Source organism: Streptomyces sp. NPDC002032 (genome assembly GCF_042890765.1).
In the GTDB taxonomy this organism is placed as follows: domain Bacteria; phylum Actinomycetota; class Actinomycetes; order Streptomycetales; family Streptomycetaceae; genus Streptomyces.
Map to the genome: position 1 here is coordinate 696,942 of NZ_JBIASM010000002.1, position 13,579 is coordinate 710,520.

A 13,579-nucleotide genomic window follows, 5' to 3' on the forward strand; every position below is an offset into this window, starting at 1 on the left:
AGGGCGGGGGGTGGTTGCGCATGTGTTTGAGCGACATTCAATGTGACCTAAGCCCTGGTCCCAGGTCAATGATTCCTTGCAAGCAAATGAAGAGTTAGAGTGATGCTCTAACCCATCGACTCAAAAGGTGGTGGATCGGCGTGCGGCTGACCCCTACGGAGCGTGACCGACTGCTGTTGCGCAGTGCCGCGGAACTGGCCAGGGCCCGACGGGCCCGGGGTCTGCGGCTCAACGTCCCCGAGGCCACCGCGCTGATCGCGGACACGGTCTGCGAGGCCGCGCGCGACGGCAAGCGGCTCGCGGAGGCCATCGAGGAGGCCCGCAGCGTCCTCGGCCCCGACGACGTGCTGCCCGGCGTGGCCGACGTGGTCACCGAGGTGCACGTGGAGGCCGTCTTCGACGACGGGTCCCGGCTCGCGGTGGTCTCCTCCCCGGTCCGGGGAGCCGCCGGTCTCGGCGAGGACGCCCCCGGCGCGGTCCTGCCGGGCCCGGGCGCCCCGCAGCCCGAGCCGGCCGTGACCCTGCGGGTGCGCAACACGGCCTCCGTGCCGGTCAGCGTGACCTCGCACTTCCACTTCTTCGAGGCCAACCCGCGCCTCGACTTCGACCGGGCCGCCGCCTACGGCATGCGGCTGTGCGTGCCCGCCGGCTCCTCCGTACGGTTCGACCCGCACGGCGAGGGCGAGGTGGGCCTGGTCCCGATCGGCGGCGACCGGATCGCGATCGGCTTCGCGGGGCTGGTCGACGGCCCCCTCGACGCCCCCGACGCCAAGGCGGAGGCCCTGCGCCGGGCCGCCGCGTGCGGCTACCTCGGCGTCGCCGCCGGGGCCGGCGCCCCTGCCGACAGCGGCGCCCCTGCCGAGAGCGGTACCCCCGCCACCAACGAGAGCGCGGACGGAGACCAGGCGTGAGCAAGAAGACCCCCCACAGCGACCACTGCGCTCCCGGCAGCCGGCACATCGACCCGCACGAGTACGCCTCCGTCTTCGGCCCCCGCGCCGGAGACCGGGTCCGGCTCGGCGACTCCGGGCTGACCGTCCGCGTCGAGTACGACGCGCAGAAGCCGGGCGACGAGTTCCTGGCGGGCTTCGGGAAGACGGCCCGGGACGGGCTGCACCTGAAGGCGGCGGCGGTCCGCGAGACCTGTGACGTCGTGATCAGCAACGTCCTGGTGATCGACGCGGTCCTCGGTATCCGCAAGGTGTCGATCGGCATCCGCGAGGGCCGCATCCACGCGATCGGCCGGGCGGGCAACCCCGACACCCTCGACGGCGTGGACGTCGTCGTCGGCACCGGCACCTCGATCGTCTCCGGCGAGGGCATGATCGCCACCGCCGGAGCCGTGGACACCCACGTGCACCTGCTCTCCCCCCGGATCATGGAGGCCTCGCTCGCGGCGGGCGTCACCACGATCATCGGCCAGGAGTTCGGCCCGGTCTGGGGCGTCGGCGTCAACTCCCCGTGGGCGCTGAAGCACGCCTTCAACGCCTTCGACGCCTGGCCCGTCAACATCGGCTTCCTCGCCCGCGGCTCCTCCTCCGACGCGGCCCCGCTCATCGAGGCGCTGGCCGAGGGCGGCGCGTCCGGGTTCAAGGTCCACGAGGACATGGGCGCCCACACCCGCGCCCTGGACACCGCGCTGCGGGTGGCCGAGGAGCACGACGTACAGGTCGCCCTGCACAGCGACGGCCTCAACGAATGCCTCTCCGTCGAGGACACCCTGCGCGTCCTGGACGGGCGCACCATCCACGCCTTCCACATCGAGGGCTGCGGCGGCGGGCACGTCCCGAACGTGCTGAAGATGGCGGGCGTGCCGAACGTCATCGGCTCCTCCACCAACCCCACCCTGCCCTTCGGCCGGGACGCGGTCGCCGAGCACTACGGCATGATCGTCTCCGTCCACGACCTCAAGCCGGACCTCCCCGGCGACGCCGCCATGGCCCGCGACCGGATCCGCGCGGGCACCATGGGCGCCGAGGACGTACTGCACGACCTCGGGGCCATCGGCATCACCTCCTCCGACGCGCAGGGCATGGGCCGCGCGGGCGAGACCATCCGCCGGACCTTCGCCATGGCCGCCAAGATGAAGGGCGAGCTCGGCCCCCTGGAGGGTGACGGCGAGGGCGACGACAACGCCCGCGTGCTGCGCTACATGGCCAAGCTGACGATCAACCCGGCCATCGCCCACGGCCTGGCCCACGAGATCGGCTCCATCGAGGTCGGCAAACTCGCCGACATCGTGCTCTGGCGCCCCCAGTTCTTCGGCGCCAAGCCGCAGCTGGTCCTCAAGTCCGGCTTCCCGGCCTACGGAGTCACCGGCGACCCCAACGCCGCCACCGACACCTGCGAACCGCTGGTGCTGGGACCGCAGTTCGGCTCCTACGGGGCCACCGCCGCGGACATCTCCGTCGCCTTCGTCTCCGCCGCGGCCGCCGCGCTGGGCTCCGACGAGATGCCGACCCGCCGCCGCCGCGTCGCCGTCCGCGGCACCCGCGGCATCGGCCCGGGCGACCTGCTCCTCAACTCCCGGGTGGGCGCGGTCGATGTGGACGCGCGCAGCGGACTCGTCTCCCTCGACGGGGAACCGCTGCGTTCCGAAGCGGCCGAATCGGTCTCCCTCAACCGCCTGTACTTCCTGTAGAGCCTTTAAGGACGCCTGCCATGACCTCGAACACCCCCGCCGACGCCGGCTTCCGGATGCCCGCCGAGTGGACGCCCCACGAGCGCACCTGGATGGCCTGGCCCAGCCCCAACCCGACCTTCACCAACGAGCAGGAGCTCGCGGAGGCCCGCGAGGCCTGGGGCGCCGTCGCCCGCGCCGTGCGCGCGTACGAGCCCGTGACCCTCGTCGTCTCCCCGGGCGACGCCGAGTCCGCCCGTGCGGTCGTCGGCGAGGACGTCCAGCTGGTCGAGCGCGAGCTCGACGACGCCTGGATGCGTGACATCGGCCCGACCTTCGTCACCAACGACGCCGGTGAACTGGCCGCGGTGGACTGGACCTTCAACGGCTGGGGCGCCCAGGAGTGGGCCCGCTGGGACCACGACGCCAAGATCGCCCGGCACGTCTCCGACCTGGCCGGCACCCGCACCTTCAGCACCCGCCTGGTCAACGAGGGCGGCGCCATCCACGTCGACGGCGAGGGCACCGTGCTGCTCACCGACACCGTGCAGCTCGGCGAGGGCCGCAACCCCGGCTGGACCCGCCAGCAGGTCGAGGCGGAGATCCACGCCCACCTCGGCACCACGAAGGCCATCTGGCTCCCGTACGGCCTGGCCGGCGACTACGGCACCTACGGCACCCAGGGCCACGTGGACATCGTCGCGGCCTTCGCCCGCCCCGGCGTGGTGCTGGTCCACACCCAGCCCGACCCCGCCCACCCCGACCACGAGCGCTGCAAGACCATCGCCGCCATCCTGCGCGCCTCCACGGACGCCCGGGGCCGGCGCCTGGAGGTCGTCGAGGTCCCCGCGCCGACGGTGCTGGAGGAGGACGGCGAGTGGGTGGACTACTCCTACATCAACCACTACCTGTGCAACGGCGGCGTGGTGCTCTGCGCCTTCGACGACCCGCGGGACGAGGAGGCCGCCGAGATCTTCCGCGGTCTGTTCCCCGAGCGGACCGTGACCCTCGTCGACGCACGTACGATTTTCGCCGGGGGTGGCGGTATCCACTGCATCACCCAGCAGCAGCCGAAGGTCTGATCCACGGACCACCGGCGTACCTCGTGAAGGAGTGGCCCATGGTGGCGGGTGGAGTACCGGTACGGGCGGCGCGCAAGAACGCGCCCCCGCGCGAGGACGTACTCGTCGCCGCCATGGCCACGATCGCCGAGCGCGGACTGGAGGGCCTGACCATGGCCGGCCTCGGCCGGCAGGTCGGCATGAGCAGCGGCCACCTCCTCTACTACTTCGGCAGCAAGGACGAGCTCCTGCTGCAGACCCTGGAGTGGAGCGAGGCGGCCCTGGGCACCGAGCGCCGGGCCCTGCTGTCCCGGCCCGGCACCGCGCACGAGCGGGTACGGGCGTACGTGGACCTCTACGTGCCCGACGGCCCCCGGGACCCGCACTGGACCCTGTGGCTGGAGGTCTGGAACCGGTCCCAGAACGCCGGCCCCCAGGAACGCGAACGGCAGGCCGCCATCGAGGGGGCCTGGCACCGCGACCTGGTCGCCCTCCTCGCCGAGGGCATCTCGCGCGGGGAGTTCCGGCCGGTGGACCCCGACCGGCTGGCGGCCCGGGCGCGGGCCCTGCTCGACGGGTTCAGCATCCAGCTGGCCGTCGGGCTGCCGCTGCTCTCCCGCGAGGCCATCCTGGAACACGTACGGGAGTTCCTCGCGGACGCGCTCGCCCCCCAGGAATGAGCCCGTCCGCACGGGTGACCGGATGCTGAGACCGGCGTCCACGGACGCCGGGCGGTGTGGCACACTGCGAGCGTGCCTGCTCAGCTCATGATTATGGACAGCAGCGCGCCGGTCCCCCGTGGCCGCTGAGACCGTGGACAACCTTCGCGGCAGCGGCCACCGTGCCTCGGACCCGCGCGCAGACCTCTCGCACCCGCGAGGGGTCTTTTCGTTTCCCGGCGAAAAACCCGCCGGACCGGCAGCGCGCGATGATGGGGGCAGTGGAACCCGGGATTCCGGAACCACTCATCCGACAGGAGTCAGATCAGCATGACGACGCCAGAGGCGACTGAGCCGACAGAGGCCCTCGACGACAGCTTCCACGTCTTCGACACCACCCTGCGCGACGGCGCCCAGCGTGAGGGCATCAACCTCACGGTCGCGGACAAGCTGACGATCGCGCGGCACCTGGACGACTTCGGCGTGGGCTTCATCGAGGGCGGCTGGCCCGGCGCGAACCCCCGCGACACCGAGTTCTTCGCCCGGGCCCGTGCCGAGATCGACTTCAAGAACGCCAAGCTCGTCGCCTTCGGTGCCACCCGCCGCGCCGGCGGCTCCGCCGACAAGGACCCGCAGGTCCGCGCCCTGCTGGAATCCGGCGCCCCGGTCATCACCCTCGTCGCCAAGTCCCACGACCGGCACGTCGAGCTCGCGCTGCGCACCACCCTCGAAGAGAACGTCGAGATGGTCCGGGACACCGTCTCCCACCTCGTCGCCCAGGGCCGCCGCGTCTTCGTCGACTGCGAGCACTTCTTCGACGGCTACCGCGCCAACGCCGAGTACGCCAAGTCCGTGGTCCGCGCCGCCCACGAGGCCGGCGCCGACGTCGTCATCCTCTGCGACACCAACGGCGGCATGCTGCCCGCCCAGGTCACCGCCGTCGTCGCGACCGTCCTCGCCGACACCGGCGCCCGGCTGGGCATCCACGCCCAGGACGACACCGGCTGCGCCGTCGCCAACACCCTGGCCGCCGTCGACGCGGGCGCCACCCACGTGCAGTGCACCGCGAACGGCTACGGCGAGCGCGTCGGCAACGCCAACCTCTTCCCCGTCGTCGCCGCCCTGGAGATCAAGTACGGCCGCAAGGTCCTCCCCGAGGGCGCGCTCGCCGAGATGACCCGCATCTCGCACGCCATCGCCGAGGTCGTCAACCTCACCCCCTCCACCCACCAGCCCTACGTCGGCGTCTCCGCCTTCGCGCACAAGGCCGGCCTGCACGCCTCCGCCATCAAGGTCGACCCCGACCTCTACCAGCACATCGACCCCGAGCGGGTCGGCAACACCATGCGGATGCTCGTCTCCGACATGGCCGGCCGCGCCTCCATCGAGCTCAAGGGCAGGGAGCTCGGCGTCGACCTCGGCGAGGACCGCGCGCTGATCTCCCGCGTCGTCGAGCGCGTCAAGGAGCGGGAACTGCGCGGCTACACGTACGAGGCCGCCGACGCCTCCTTCGAACTGCTGCTGCGCGCCGAGGTCGAGGGCCGGGCCCGCAAGTACTTCCGCACCGAGTCCTGGCGGGCCATCGTCGAGGACCGCCCCGACGGCACCCACGCCAACGAGGCCACCGTCAAGGTCTGGGCCAAGGGCGAGCGGATCGTCGCCACGGCCGAGGGCAACGGCCCGGTCAACGCCCTGGACCGGGCGCTGCGCGTGGCCCTGGAACGTTTCTACCCCCAGCTGGCCAAGTTCGAGCTGAGCGACTACAAGGTCCGCATCCTGGAGGGCAAGCACGGGACCGAGTCCACGACCCGCGTGCTGATCGCCACGACGGACGGCACCCGCGAGTGGTCCACGGTCGGCGTCGCCGAGAACGTCATCGCCGCCTCCTGGCAGGCCCTGGAGGACGCCTTCACCTTCGGCCTCCTGCACGCGGGCGTCGAACCGGCCGAATAGCGGGGCTTATGTCCAGCTCACACGGGAAAATTCCGGTTCGGGTAGCGTCATAGGCATGAGGACCAGGCTGATTTCCGTTCGATCCGGTCGGCTGCTGGCCGGGCTCCTGCTGGGGCTGTCGGGGGCCGGACTCGTGGCCGCCCCCGTGGCGGCGGCGGCCACCGGGGTCTCCGACGTCGGGGCGGCCCTCAAGAAGGGCCCGGTCTACGTCGACCCCGGGGCGCGGGCCCAGCTGTCCGCGGCGCAGGCCGACGCCCTGGCCCAGAAGATCAAGGACGCCGGGAAGCCGCTGTTCGTGGCCGTACTGCCCAGCAGCGCCGAGTTCCCGCAGGACAAGGTGCTCGGCGCCGTCCGCGCCGAGACCGGTGTCACCGGGCTGTACGCGATCCGCCTCGGCGACGGCTTCAACGCGGGCGCCGACCGGTCCGTGATGCCCGTCAACGCCGTCCGCAACCTCACCGACGCCGTCAAGACCGGCACCCCGGTGGACGCGAACACCCAGCTCAACAACTTCGTCGACCAGGCCCTGCCCCAGGTCAAGGGCCACGCCCCGGCGTCCTGGGGCGGGCAGTCCGCCGACGGAGGCTTCCCGGCCGGCACCCTGATCGGCCTCGGCGCGGTCGCGGTGATCGGCGGTGGCGGGGCGTACGCGCTGGTCCGCCGGAGCCGCAGGCAGAAGGAAGAGGCCCGCCGCGAGGCCGTCGCCCGCCTCGCCGTGGTCGTGGACGAGGACATCACCGCCTTCGGCGAGGAGCTCGACCGGCTCGACTTCCACCCGGGCGAGCCCGGCGCCGACGACGCCATGCGCAAGGACTACGAGCAGGGCCTGGACTCGTACGAGAAGGCCAAGCAGATCATGGCCGCGGTGCGGCGCCCGGAAGAGGTGCAGGGCGTGACCCAGGCGCTGGAGGACGGCCGCTTCGCGCTGGCCCGTCTCGACGCGCGCCGCCAGGGCAGGCCCCTGCCGGAGCGCCGTGCGCCGTGCTTCTTCGACCCGCGCCACGGGCCGAGCACCGAGGACGCCGCCTGGGCCCCGGCCGGCGGGGCCGCACGCACGGTTCCGGTCTGCGCGGCGGACGCCGTACGGCTGCGCGACGGACTCGACCCCGCCGTGCGCACCGTGGAGACCGAGCACGGACCGCGCCCCTACTACGACGCCGGCCCGGCGTACGGTCCCTGGGCCGGCGGCTACTTCGGCGGCGGCATCCTGCCCGGCCTGCTGGTGGGCACGATGCTCGGCTCGATGATGTCCTCGCCCGCCTACGCCGCCGACTTCGGCGGCGGCATGGGATCCGGCTTCGAGGGCGGCGACGTCTCCGGGGCCGACTTCAACCCGTCCGACTTCGGCGGCGGGGACTTCGGCGGCGGTGGCGGCTTCGACGGGGGCGGCGGGTTCGACGGCGGGGGCGGCTGGTAGCCGCCCCCGGGCCCGGCGCCGGACCGGCGTCCGGCGTCAGGCCTGCTTGATCGCCGAGATGTCGAAGGTCAGCTTCACCTTGTCGCTGACCATCACACCGCCGGCCTCCAGGGCCGCGTTCCAGGTCAGGCCCCAGTCGGAGCGCAGGATCTCGGCCGAGCCCTCGAACCCGACGCGCTCGTTGCCGTAGACGTCGGTCGCGCTGCCCGCGAACTCCAGGTCGATGGAGAGCGGGCGCGTGACGTCCTTGATCGTCAGCTCGCCGCTGATCCGGTACGTGTCGCCGCCGAGCGGCGCCGCGGAGGTGGAGCGGAAGCGCATCAGCGGGAAGGCGTCGGCGTCGAAGAAGTCGCCGCCCCGCAGGTGCGCGTCGCGGTCGGCGATGCCCGTGCTGACCGAGGCGATCGTGACGTCGATGGCGGCCGTCGAGCGGGACGGGTCGGCGCCGTCGAGGTGCAGGGTGCCCTCGTGCTCGGCGAAGGCGCCGCGCACGTTGGTGACCATCGCGTGGCGCACGGTGAAGCCGATGCTGCTGTGGCTGGGGTCGATGACGTAGTCACCGGTGAGCGCGGCGAGCGCCGGGTCCACTTCGAGCGTGCCGACGGCCGCGGCGGGGGAGTTGTTCTGACGGCGGGTGAAGAGACCCATGGCTTCCTCCTCGGGAGATCCTGCTGGCGACTTTTCGTTGAACTTTCAACGAGAACGACGCTAGACCCATTCCGTTCAAATTTCAACTTCCTAGCGCGGGTCGCGCGGTTTTGTAGGACCTCCACAAAGGTCAAAGGTCCCGACTGGGGGAGTCCCTACATCCCCCGCCGGTTCTGTCCGGCCCGCACAGCGGAAGGGGCCCGAGACTGTGTAGAACCAACGGAGGGTTTTCATGGCCGCGCTTCGTAAGGTCGGTACATGACCGTTGTGGACCAGACTCCGAGCGGGCCGACGGACGCCCGCGGGCGCGTGGCCGAGCTGCACTCCCTCCGCGAGGAGGCCCGGCGCGGCCCCAGCGACCGTGCGACCGAAGCGCAGCACGCCAAGGGCAAGCTGACCGCCCGCGAGCGCATCGCGCTCCTGCTCGACGAGGGTTCCTTCAAGGAGGTCGAGCAGCTCCGCCGGCACCGCGCCACCGGCTTCGGCCTGGAGGCCAAGAAGCCCTACACCGACGGTGTCATCACCGGCTGGGGCACCGTCGAGGGCCGCACGGTCTTCGTCTACGCGCACGACTTCCGGATCTTCGGCGGCGCGCTGGGCGAGGCCCACGCCACGAAGATCCACAAGATCATGGACATGGCCATCGCGGCCGGTGCCCCGCTGGTCTCCCTCAACGACGGCGCGGGCGCCCGCATCCAGGAGGGCGTCTCCGCCCTCGCCGGCTACGGCGGCATCTTCCAGCGCAACACCAAGGCCTCCGGCGTCATCCCGCAGATCTCGGTCATGCTGGGCCCCTGCGCCGGCGGCGCCGCGTACTCCCCGGCGCTCACGGACTTCGTCTTCATGGTCCGCGAGACCTCGCAGATGTTCATCACGGGCCCGGACGTCGTCCGCGCGGTGACCGGCGAGGAGATCACCCAGAACGGCCTCGGCGGCGCGGACGTGCACGCCGAGACCTCGGGCGTCGCGCACTTCGCGTACGACGACGAGGAGACCTGCATCTCCGAGGTCCGCTACCTCATCACGATGCTCCCCTCGAACAACCGCGAGAACCCGCCGGTCCACGAGACCGACGACCCGAAGGACCGCCGCTCCGACGTCCTGCTGGACCTGGTCCCGGCGGACGGCAACCGCCCGTACGACATGCTCAAGGTCATCGAGGAACTCGTCGACGAGGGCGACGTCCTGGAGATCCACGAGCGCTGGGCCCGCAACATCATCTGCGCCCTGGCGCGGATGGACGGCCAGGTCGTCGGCATCGTCGCCAACCAGCCCGGCCACCTCGCCGGCGTCCTGGACATCCACGCCTCCGAGAAGGCCGCGCGGTTCGTCCAGCTCTGCGACGCCTTCAACATCCCGATCATCACCCTCCTGGACGTCCCCGGCTTCCTGCCGGGCGTCGACCAGGAGCACGGCGGCATCATCCGCCACGGCGCCAAGCTGCTGTACGCGTACTGCAACGCCACCGTCCCGCGGATTTCCCTGATCCTGCGCAAGGCCTACGGCGGCGCGTACATCGTCATGGACTCCCAGTCCATCGGCGCCGACCTCACCTACGCCTGGCCGACCAACGAGATCGCCGTCATGGGCGCCGAGGGCGCGGCCAACGTCATCTTCCGCAAGCAGATCGCGGACGCCGAGGACCCCGAGGCGATGCGCGCCCGGATGGTCAAGGAATACAAGGCAGAGCTGATGCACCCGTACTACGCGGCCGAGCGCGGCCTCGTGGACGACGTCATCGACCCCGCCGAGACGCGCGAGGTGCTCGTGAGCGCCCTCGCGATGCTCCGCACGAAGCACGCCGATCTGCCGTCCCGCAAGCACGGCAACCCGCCGCAGTAACGAGCGAAAGGAGACCCGCCACCGATGAGCACCGCTACGGACACCCTGCTGAAGGTCGAGAAGGGCAACGCCGAGCCGGAGGAGCTGGCCGCGATCACCGCGATCCTGCTCGCCCGCGCCGCCGCCACCCCGGAAGAGGCCGTCACCACCCGCCGCTCCCAGGCCGGCTGGCGCCGCCTGGAGCGCAGCCGGGGCTTCCAGGCCCCGCACAGCTGGCAGGGCTGACCTCCCGCACCACCCCGACGGCCGTCCGGCCGCACCCGCCCCTCGGGGCGGAGTGCGCCGGGCGGCCGTCCGGCGTCAGCGCCGCGGTGCCGTTTTCCCGGTCAGGAACGGCCCGCTGGCCACCGGCTGGATGACGAGCTTCTTCCAGGGGATCTGGTTCCCGGGAGTGGTGGAACCGCAGTTGAGGATCGTGCCGGCGGAATTGCACTGGAGTTCGTACACGGTGCCGTCCGTGGTCATCACCTTGAAGTTCGTCACCTGTCCCAGGGACGAGATGGTGGCGGTGCAGACCGTGGCCGGGTCGGGGTAGCCGGGGTTCTGCGCGGTCGTGGTCAGGTCCTCGCGCTTGTAGTTCCCGGTCTGCGGGTCGTCGCGGTGGCCGCCGTACGTCACCCCGTTGATCAGGAAGACGCTGAACTCCTCGGTGCTGTTGGAGAGGATCGAGTCCACCGAGTTCCCACACCCGCTGGGCCCGGTGGCTCCGGTTGCTCCCGTTGCCCCGGTTGCTCCGGTGGCGCCCGCCGCTCCGGTGGCTCCGGTGGCGCCCGTTGCTCCGGTGGCACCCGTCGCTCCGGTGGCCCCTGTGGCTCCGGTTGCTCCAGTGGCGCCCGTTGCACCGGTCGCTCCGGTGGCGCCCGTTGCACCGGTCGCTCCGGTGGCGCCCGTTGCACCGGTCGCTCCGGTGGCGCCCGTGGCGCCCGTGGCTCCGGTGGCGCCCGTGGCCCCCGTTGCGCCCGTGGCTCCCGTCGGGCCCGTCGGGCCCGTCGGACCGGGCGGGCCGGGCTTGCCCTTCGGGCCGCGTGGGCCCCGCGGGCCCTGCGGGCCGCGGCAGTCGTCGTCGTGCCCGCCGGACGGGGCCGCCTTCGGCCGGTGGTCCGACGTCGAGCAGTGGTCCCCTCCGCCCTGGGACTCCCTCGGGGGCGCCGCCGCGGCGGGGGAGACGGCCCCCGCCAGCACCAGGGCGAGGGAAGCGAAGGCTCCGCCGGTCAGCCAGCCGGCTCGTCTGGGCAACGGGCCCAGGGTCGATCTGGTCCTGTTCTCAGGACGCATGTGCCCTCCTCGGGCGTACCTGATCTGATGATCACCGGATTGGTCCGGTGTCCGCAGACATCCCGCGGACCGGCCTCCCGCGCGCCGGTCCGCGCCGCGCCCGTCTGTCGGCGGTTCGGCCCAGCGCGCGCACCCGGCCGGATCAGCCGCACGGCGCGCTGCCGCCCGTACCCTCGCCGAGCTCCTTGGGGTCCGCCCCGTGAAGCCCACCCTCTGCCTCTGCATGATCGTGAAGAACGAGTCGGCCGTCATCGAGCGCTGCCTGGCCTCCGTACGGGAGCACATCGACACCTGGGTCATCTCCGACACCGGTTCCACCGACGGCACCCAGCGGCTGATCCGCCGTGCTCTGGACGGCATCCCCGGCGAGCTCCACGAGGAGCCCTGGGTCGACTTCGGGCACAACCGGAGCCTGAACATCGCCCACGCCCGGGGAAAGGCCGACTACCTGCTCCTCCTCGACGCGGACCTCGTCCTGCGCGCCGAGGGGCCGTTGCCCCCGCTGGTGGCCGGTTCGTACATGCTCCGCCACGAGGGGGACACCGAATACCGCATCAAGCGCCTGGTGAGCGGAGCGCTGCCGTGGCGGTACGAGGGGGTCACCCACGAGTACATCACCTGTGACGCCGCGGAGCCGGTCGCCCATCTGGATGCCCTGGTCATCGAGGACCATGGCGACGGCGGCTCCAAGCACGACAAGTTCGAACGCGACGCCCGGCTGCTGGGCGCCGAGCTGGAACGCGATCCGGACAACGGCCGGACCGTCTTCTACCTCGCCCAGACCCTGCGCGACATGGGCCGGCGCGCCGAGGCCATCCGCCTCTACGAGCGCCGTGCCGCCATGGGCGGCTGGCCGGAGGAGGTGTACCAGTCGCTCCTCCAGGCCGGCGTCCTGCACGGGGACAGCGGTGACCCCGCCGACTGGCCCGCCGCGATGGACGCCCTGGACCGGGCCTCGGAGGCCCGCCCGCAGCGGCTGGAGGCCCGCTACGAACTCGTCTCGCGGCTACGGCTGCTGGGCCGCCACCGCACGGCCCACACCCTCGTCGAACCCTGCCTGGACCGCCCGGCCCCGGACGACGTCCTGTTCGTCCAGCCCTGGGTCTACCGCTGGGGGCTGCTGTTCGAGTACTCCATCACCGCGTACTGGGTCGGGGATCCGGCGGCCTCCCTGCGGGCCTGCGACCGGCTCCTCGCCCTGCCCGACCTGCCCGCCCCCTACCGGCGCCAGACCCTCCTCAACCGGGGCTACGCCCTGCGGGCAACGGCGGTAGCGGCGGGGGCCTGAGGCCGGCGGCCCCGGCTAGCGCGCCGCCGTGGTGAAGCGCAGGGGCGCGGGACGCAGCGGCGGCGGGGCGGGCACCTCGGGTGCGAAGGGCTTGGAGAACAGGGCCAGCAGTCCGGGGTGCACCACGCACAGCGGCATGCGCCCGGTCTCCGCCGCGGCCTCCCGCAGGCGTTCGTCGCGGGCCAGGCGTTCCGCGCTCACGTACAGGTACGCGTTCTGCGCGTACCAGGGTTCGATCTCCGGGTCGTCCCACAGCCGGGTGCGCAGGCAGTCGACGAGTTCGTAGCCCCACCGGCCGAAGTGGTCGCGCCAGTAGCCCGGCCACTGCTCGTTGCGGTGGTCGCTGCCGGTCTGCCCGGGGATCGCGGCCGAGAAGAGCACCACCTCGGACAGGGCGCAGAGTTCGGCGACCAGGGGACCGGCACGGTCCGGGTCCAGGTGTTCGGCCGCCTCCAGGGACATGGCGAGGTCGAAGGGGCCCTCGTCCAGCCGGAGCGGACCCGAGAGGTCCTGCCGGCGGAAGCACTCCGGCGGGATGCGCAGGGCCTCCTCGGTGACCCAGTCCCCGTCCACCCCCAGGACCGTCCGCGCGCCGAGCTCCCGGGCCGCCGCCAGCCAGGAGCCCGTACCGCAGCCCAGGTCGACCACGCTGGACGGACGGACCAGGTCGAACACCAGCGGCAGCACGCGCCCGGCGGACCGCGCCGAGCCGTCCTGCTGGCTCTCGTAGAACCAGGTCCCGTACGCGTCGTCGCGGGACACGGACATTCCCATCACCTCAAGACTCACCGCTCGCCGATCCGGTGGCCAGACGAT

Annotated in this window: 12 protein-coding genes; 9 read left to right on the forward strand and 3 right to left on the reverse strand. The window is 72.2% G+C overall.

Going from position 1 to position 13,579, the window contains the following annotated elements; all coding sequences use genetic code 11:
- Window positions 1-140: 140 nt before the first annotated feature.
- The 6 genes from ureA to ACFYYT_RS07280 all read left to right on the forward strand — a co-directional run bounded on the left by ureA (window position 141) and on the right by ACFYYT_RS07280 (window position 7,710).
- A complete protein-coding gene (gene ureA, locus ACFYYT_RS07255; RefSeq protein ID WP_351830214.1) occupies window positions 141-911 on the forward strand; it encodes an urease subunit gamma in 771 nt (256 codons plus the stop codon).
- Window positions 908-2,641, forward strand: coding sequence for an urease subunit alpha (locus ACFYYT_RS07260; RefSeq protein WP_351830212.1), 1,734 nt, complete (start codon window positions 908-910; stop codon window positions 2,639-2,641). The genes ureA and ACFYYT_RS07260 overlap by 4 nt, the downstream gene beginning before the upstream one ends.
- A gap of 20 nt (window positions 2,642-2,661) precedes the next feature.
- A complete protein-coding gene (locus ACFYYT_RS07265; protein WP_351830210.1) occupies window positions 2,662-3,702 on the forward strand; it encodes an agmatine deiminase family protein in 1,041 nt (346 codons plus the stop codon).
- A gap of 38 nt (window positions 3,703-3,740) precedes the next feature.
- On the forward strand, window positions 3,741-4,361 hold the full coding sequence (locus tag ACFYYT_RS07270; RefSeq protein WP_351830208.1) for a TetR/AcrR family transcriptional regulator: 621 nt from the start codon (window positions 3,741-3,743) through the stop codon (window positions 4,359-4,361).
- A 309-nt stretch (window positions 4,362-4,670) separates the two neighbouring features.
- Complete coding sequence (gene cimA, locus ACFYYT_RS07275) at window positions 4,671-6,293, forward strand: citramalate synthase (protein WP_351830205.1); 1,623 nt, start codon at window positions 4,671-4,673, stop codon at window positions 6,291-6,293.
- A 55-nt stretch (window positions 6,294-6,348) separates the two neighbouring features.
- A complete protein-coding gene (locus ACFYYT_RS07280; protein ID WP_351830202.1) occupies window positions 6,349-7,710 on the forward strand; it encodes a hypothetical protein in 1,362 nt (453 codons plus the stop codon).
- Between the two features lie 36 nt (window positions 7,711-7,746).
- Here ACFYYT_RS07280 and ACFYYT_RS07285 read toward each other — a convergent pair whose 3' ends face one another.
- The gene (locus ACFYYT_RS07285) at window positions 7,747-8,358 is read right to left on the reverse strand and encodes a YceI family protein (protein WP_351830199.1); all 612 of its coding nucleotides are present in this window, start codon (window positions 8,356-8,358) and stop codon (window positions 7,747-7,749) included.
- Window positions 8,359-8,616: 258 nt separating this feature from the next.
- Here ACFYYT_RS07285 and ACFYYT_RS07290 point away from each other — a divergent pair, with 258 nt between their 5' ends.
- Both ACFYYT_RS07290 and ACFYYT_RS07295 read left to right on the forward strand, forming a co-directional pair.
- A complete protein-coding gene (locus ACFYYT_RS07290) occupies window positions 8,617-10,200 on the forward strand; it encodes an acyl-CoA carboxylase subunit beta (protein ID WP_351830197.1) in 1,584 nt (527 codons plus the stop codon).
- A 24-nt stretch (window positions 10,201-10,224) separates the two neighbouring features.
- Complete coding sequence (locus ACFYYT_RS07295; RefSeq protein ID WP_351830195.1) at window positions 10,225-10,425, forward strand: acyl-CoA carboxylase subunit epsilon; 201 nt, start codon at window positions 10,225-10,227, stop codon at window positions 10,423-10,425.
- 75 nt (window positions 10,426-10,500) lie between these two features.
- Here the strand turns inward: ACFYYT_RS07295 and ACFYYT_RS07300 are convergent, their stop codons facing one another.
- Window positions 10,501-10,875: a hypothetical protein gene (locus tag ACFYYT_RS07300; protein ID WP_351830192.1), complete on the reverse strand. Its 375-nt coding sequence runs from the start codon at window positions 10,873-10,875 to the stop codon at window positions 10,501-10,503.
- A gap of 799 nt (window positions 10,876-11,674) precedes the next feature.
- Here ACFYYT_RS07300 and ACFYYT_RS07305 point away from each other — a divergent pair.
- On the forward strand, window positions 11,675-12,763 hold the full coding sequence (locus ACFYYT_RS07305; protein WP_388607094.1) for a glycosyltransferase: 1,089 nt from the start codon (window positions 11,675-11,677) through the stop codon (window positions 12,761-12,763).
- Window positions 12,764-12,778: 15 nt separating this feature from the next.
- Here the strand turns inward: ACFYYT_RS07305 and ACFYYT_RS07310 are convergent, their stop codons facing one another.
- Entirely contained in the window at window positions 12,779-13,531 is a 753-nt protein-coding gene (locus ACFYYT_RS07310; protein ID WP_351830187.1) for a methyltransferase domain-containing protein, read from the reverse strand.
- Between the last annotated feature and the right edge of the window lie 48 nt (window positions 13,532-13,579).

Bases quoted from the DNA above. Each gene is read 5' to 3' on its own strand.
- ACFYYT_RS07265 (WP_351830210.1), top strand. From the start codon at position 2,662: ATGACCTCGAACACCCCCGCCGACGCCGGCTTCCGGATGCCCGCCGAG.
- ACFYYT_RS07270 (WP_351830208.1), top strand. From the start codon at position 3,741: ATGGTGGCGGGTGGAGTACCGGTACGGGCGGCGCGCAAGAACGCGCCC.
- cimA (WP_351830205.1), top strand. From the start codon at position 4,671: ATGACGACGCCAGAGGCGACTGAGCCGACAGAGGCCCTCGACGACAGC.
- ACFYYT_RS07280 (WP_351830202.1), top strand. From the start codon at position 6,349: ATGAGGACCAGGCTGATTTCCGTTCGATCCGGTCGGCTGCTGGCCGGG.
- ACFYYT_RS07285 (WP_351830199.1), bottom strand. From the start codon at position 8,358: ATGGGTCTCTTCACCCGCCGTCAGAACAACTCCCCCGCCGCGGCCGTC.
- ACFYYT_RS07290 (WP_351830197.1), top strand. From the start codon at position 8,617: ATGACCGTTGTGGACCAGACTCCGAGCGGGCCGACGGACGCCCGCGGG.
- ACFYYT_RS07295 (WP_351830195.1), top strand. From the start codon at position 10,225: ATGAGCACCGCTACGGACACCCTGCTGAAGGTCGAGAAGGGCAACGCC.
- ACFYYT_RS07310 (WP_351830187.1), bottom strand. From the start codon at position 13,531: ATGTCCGTGTCCCGCGACGACGCGTACGGGACCTGGTTCTACGAGAGC.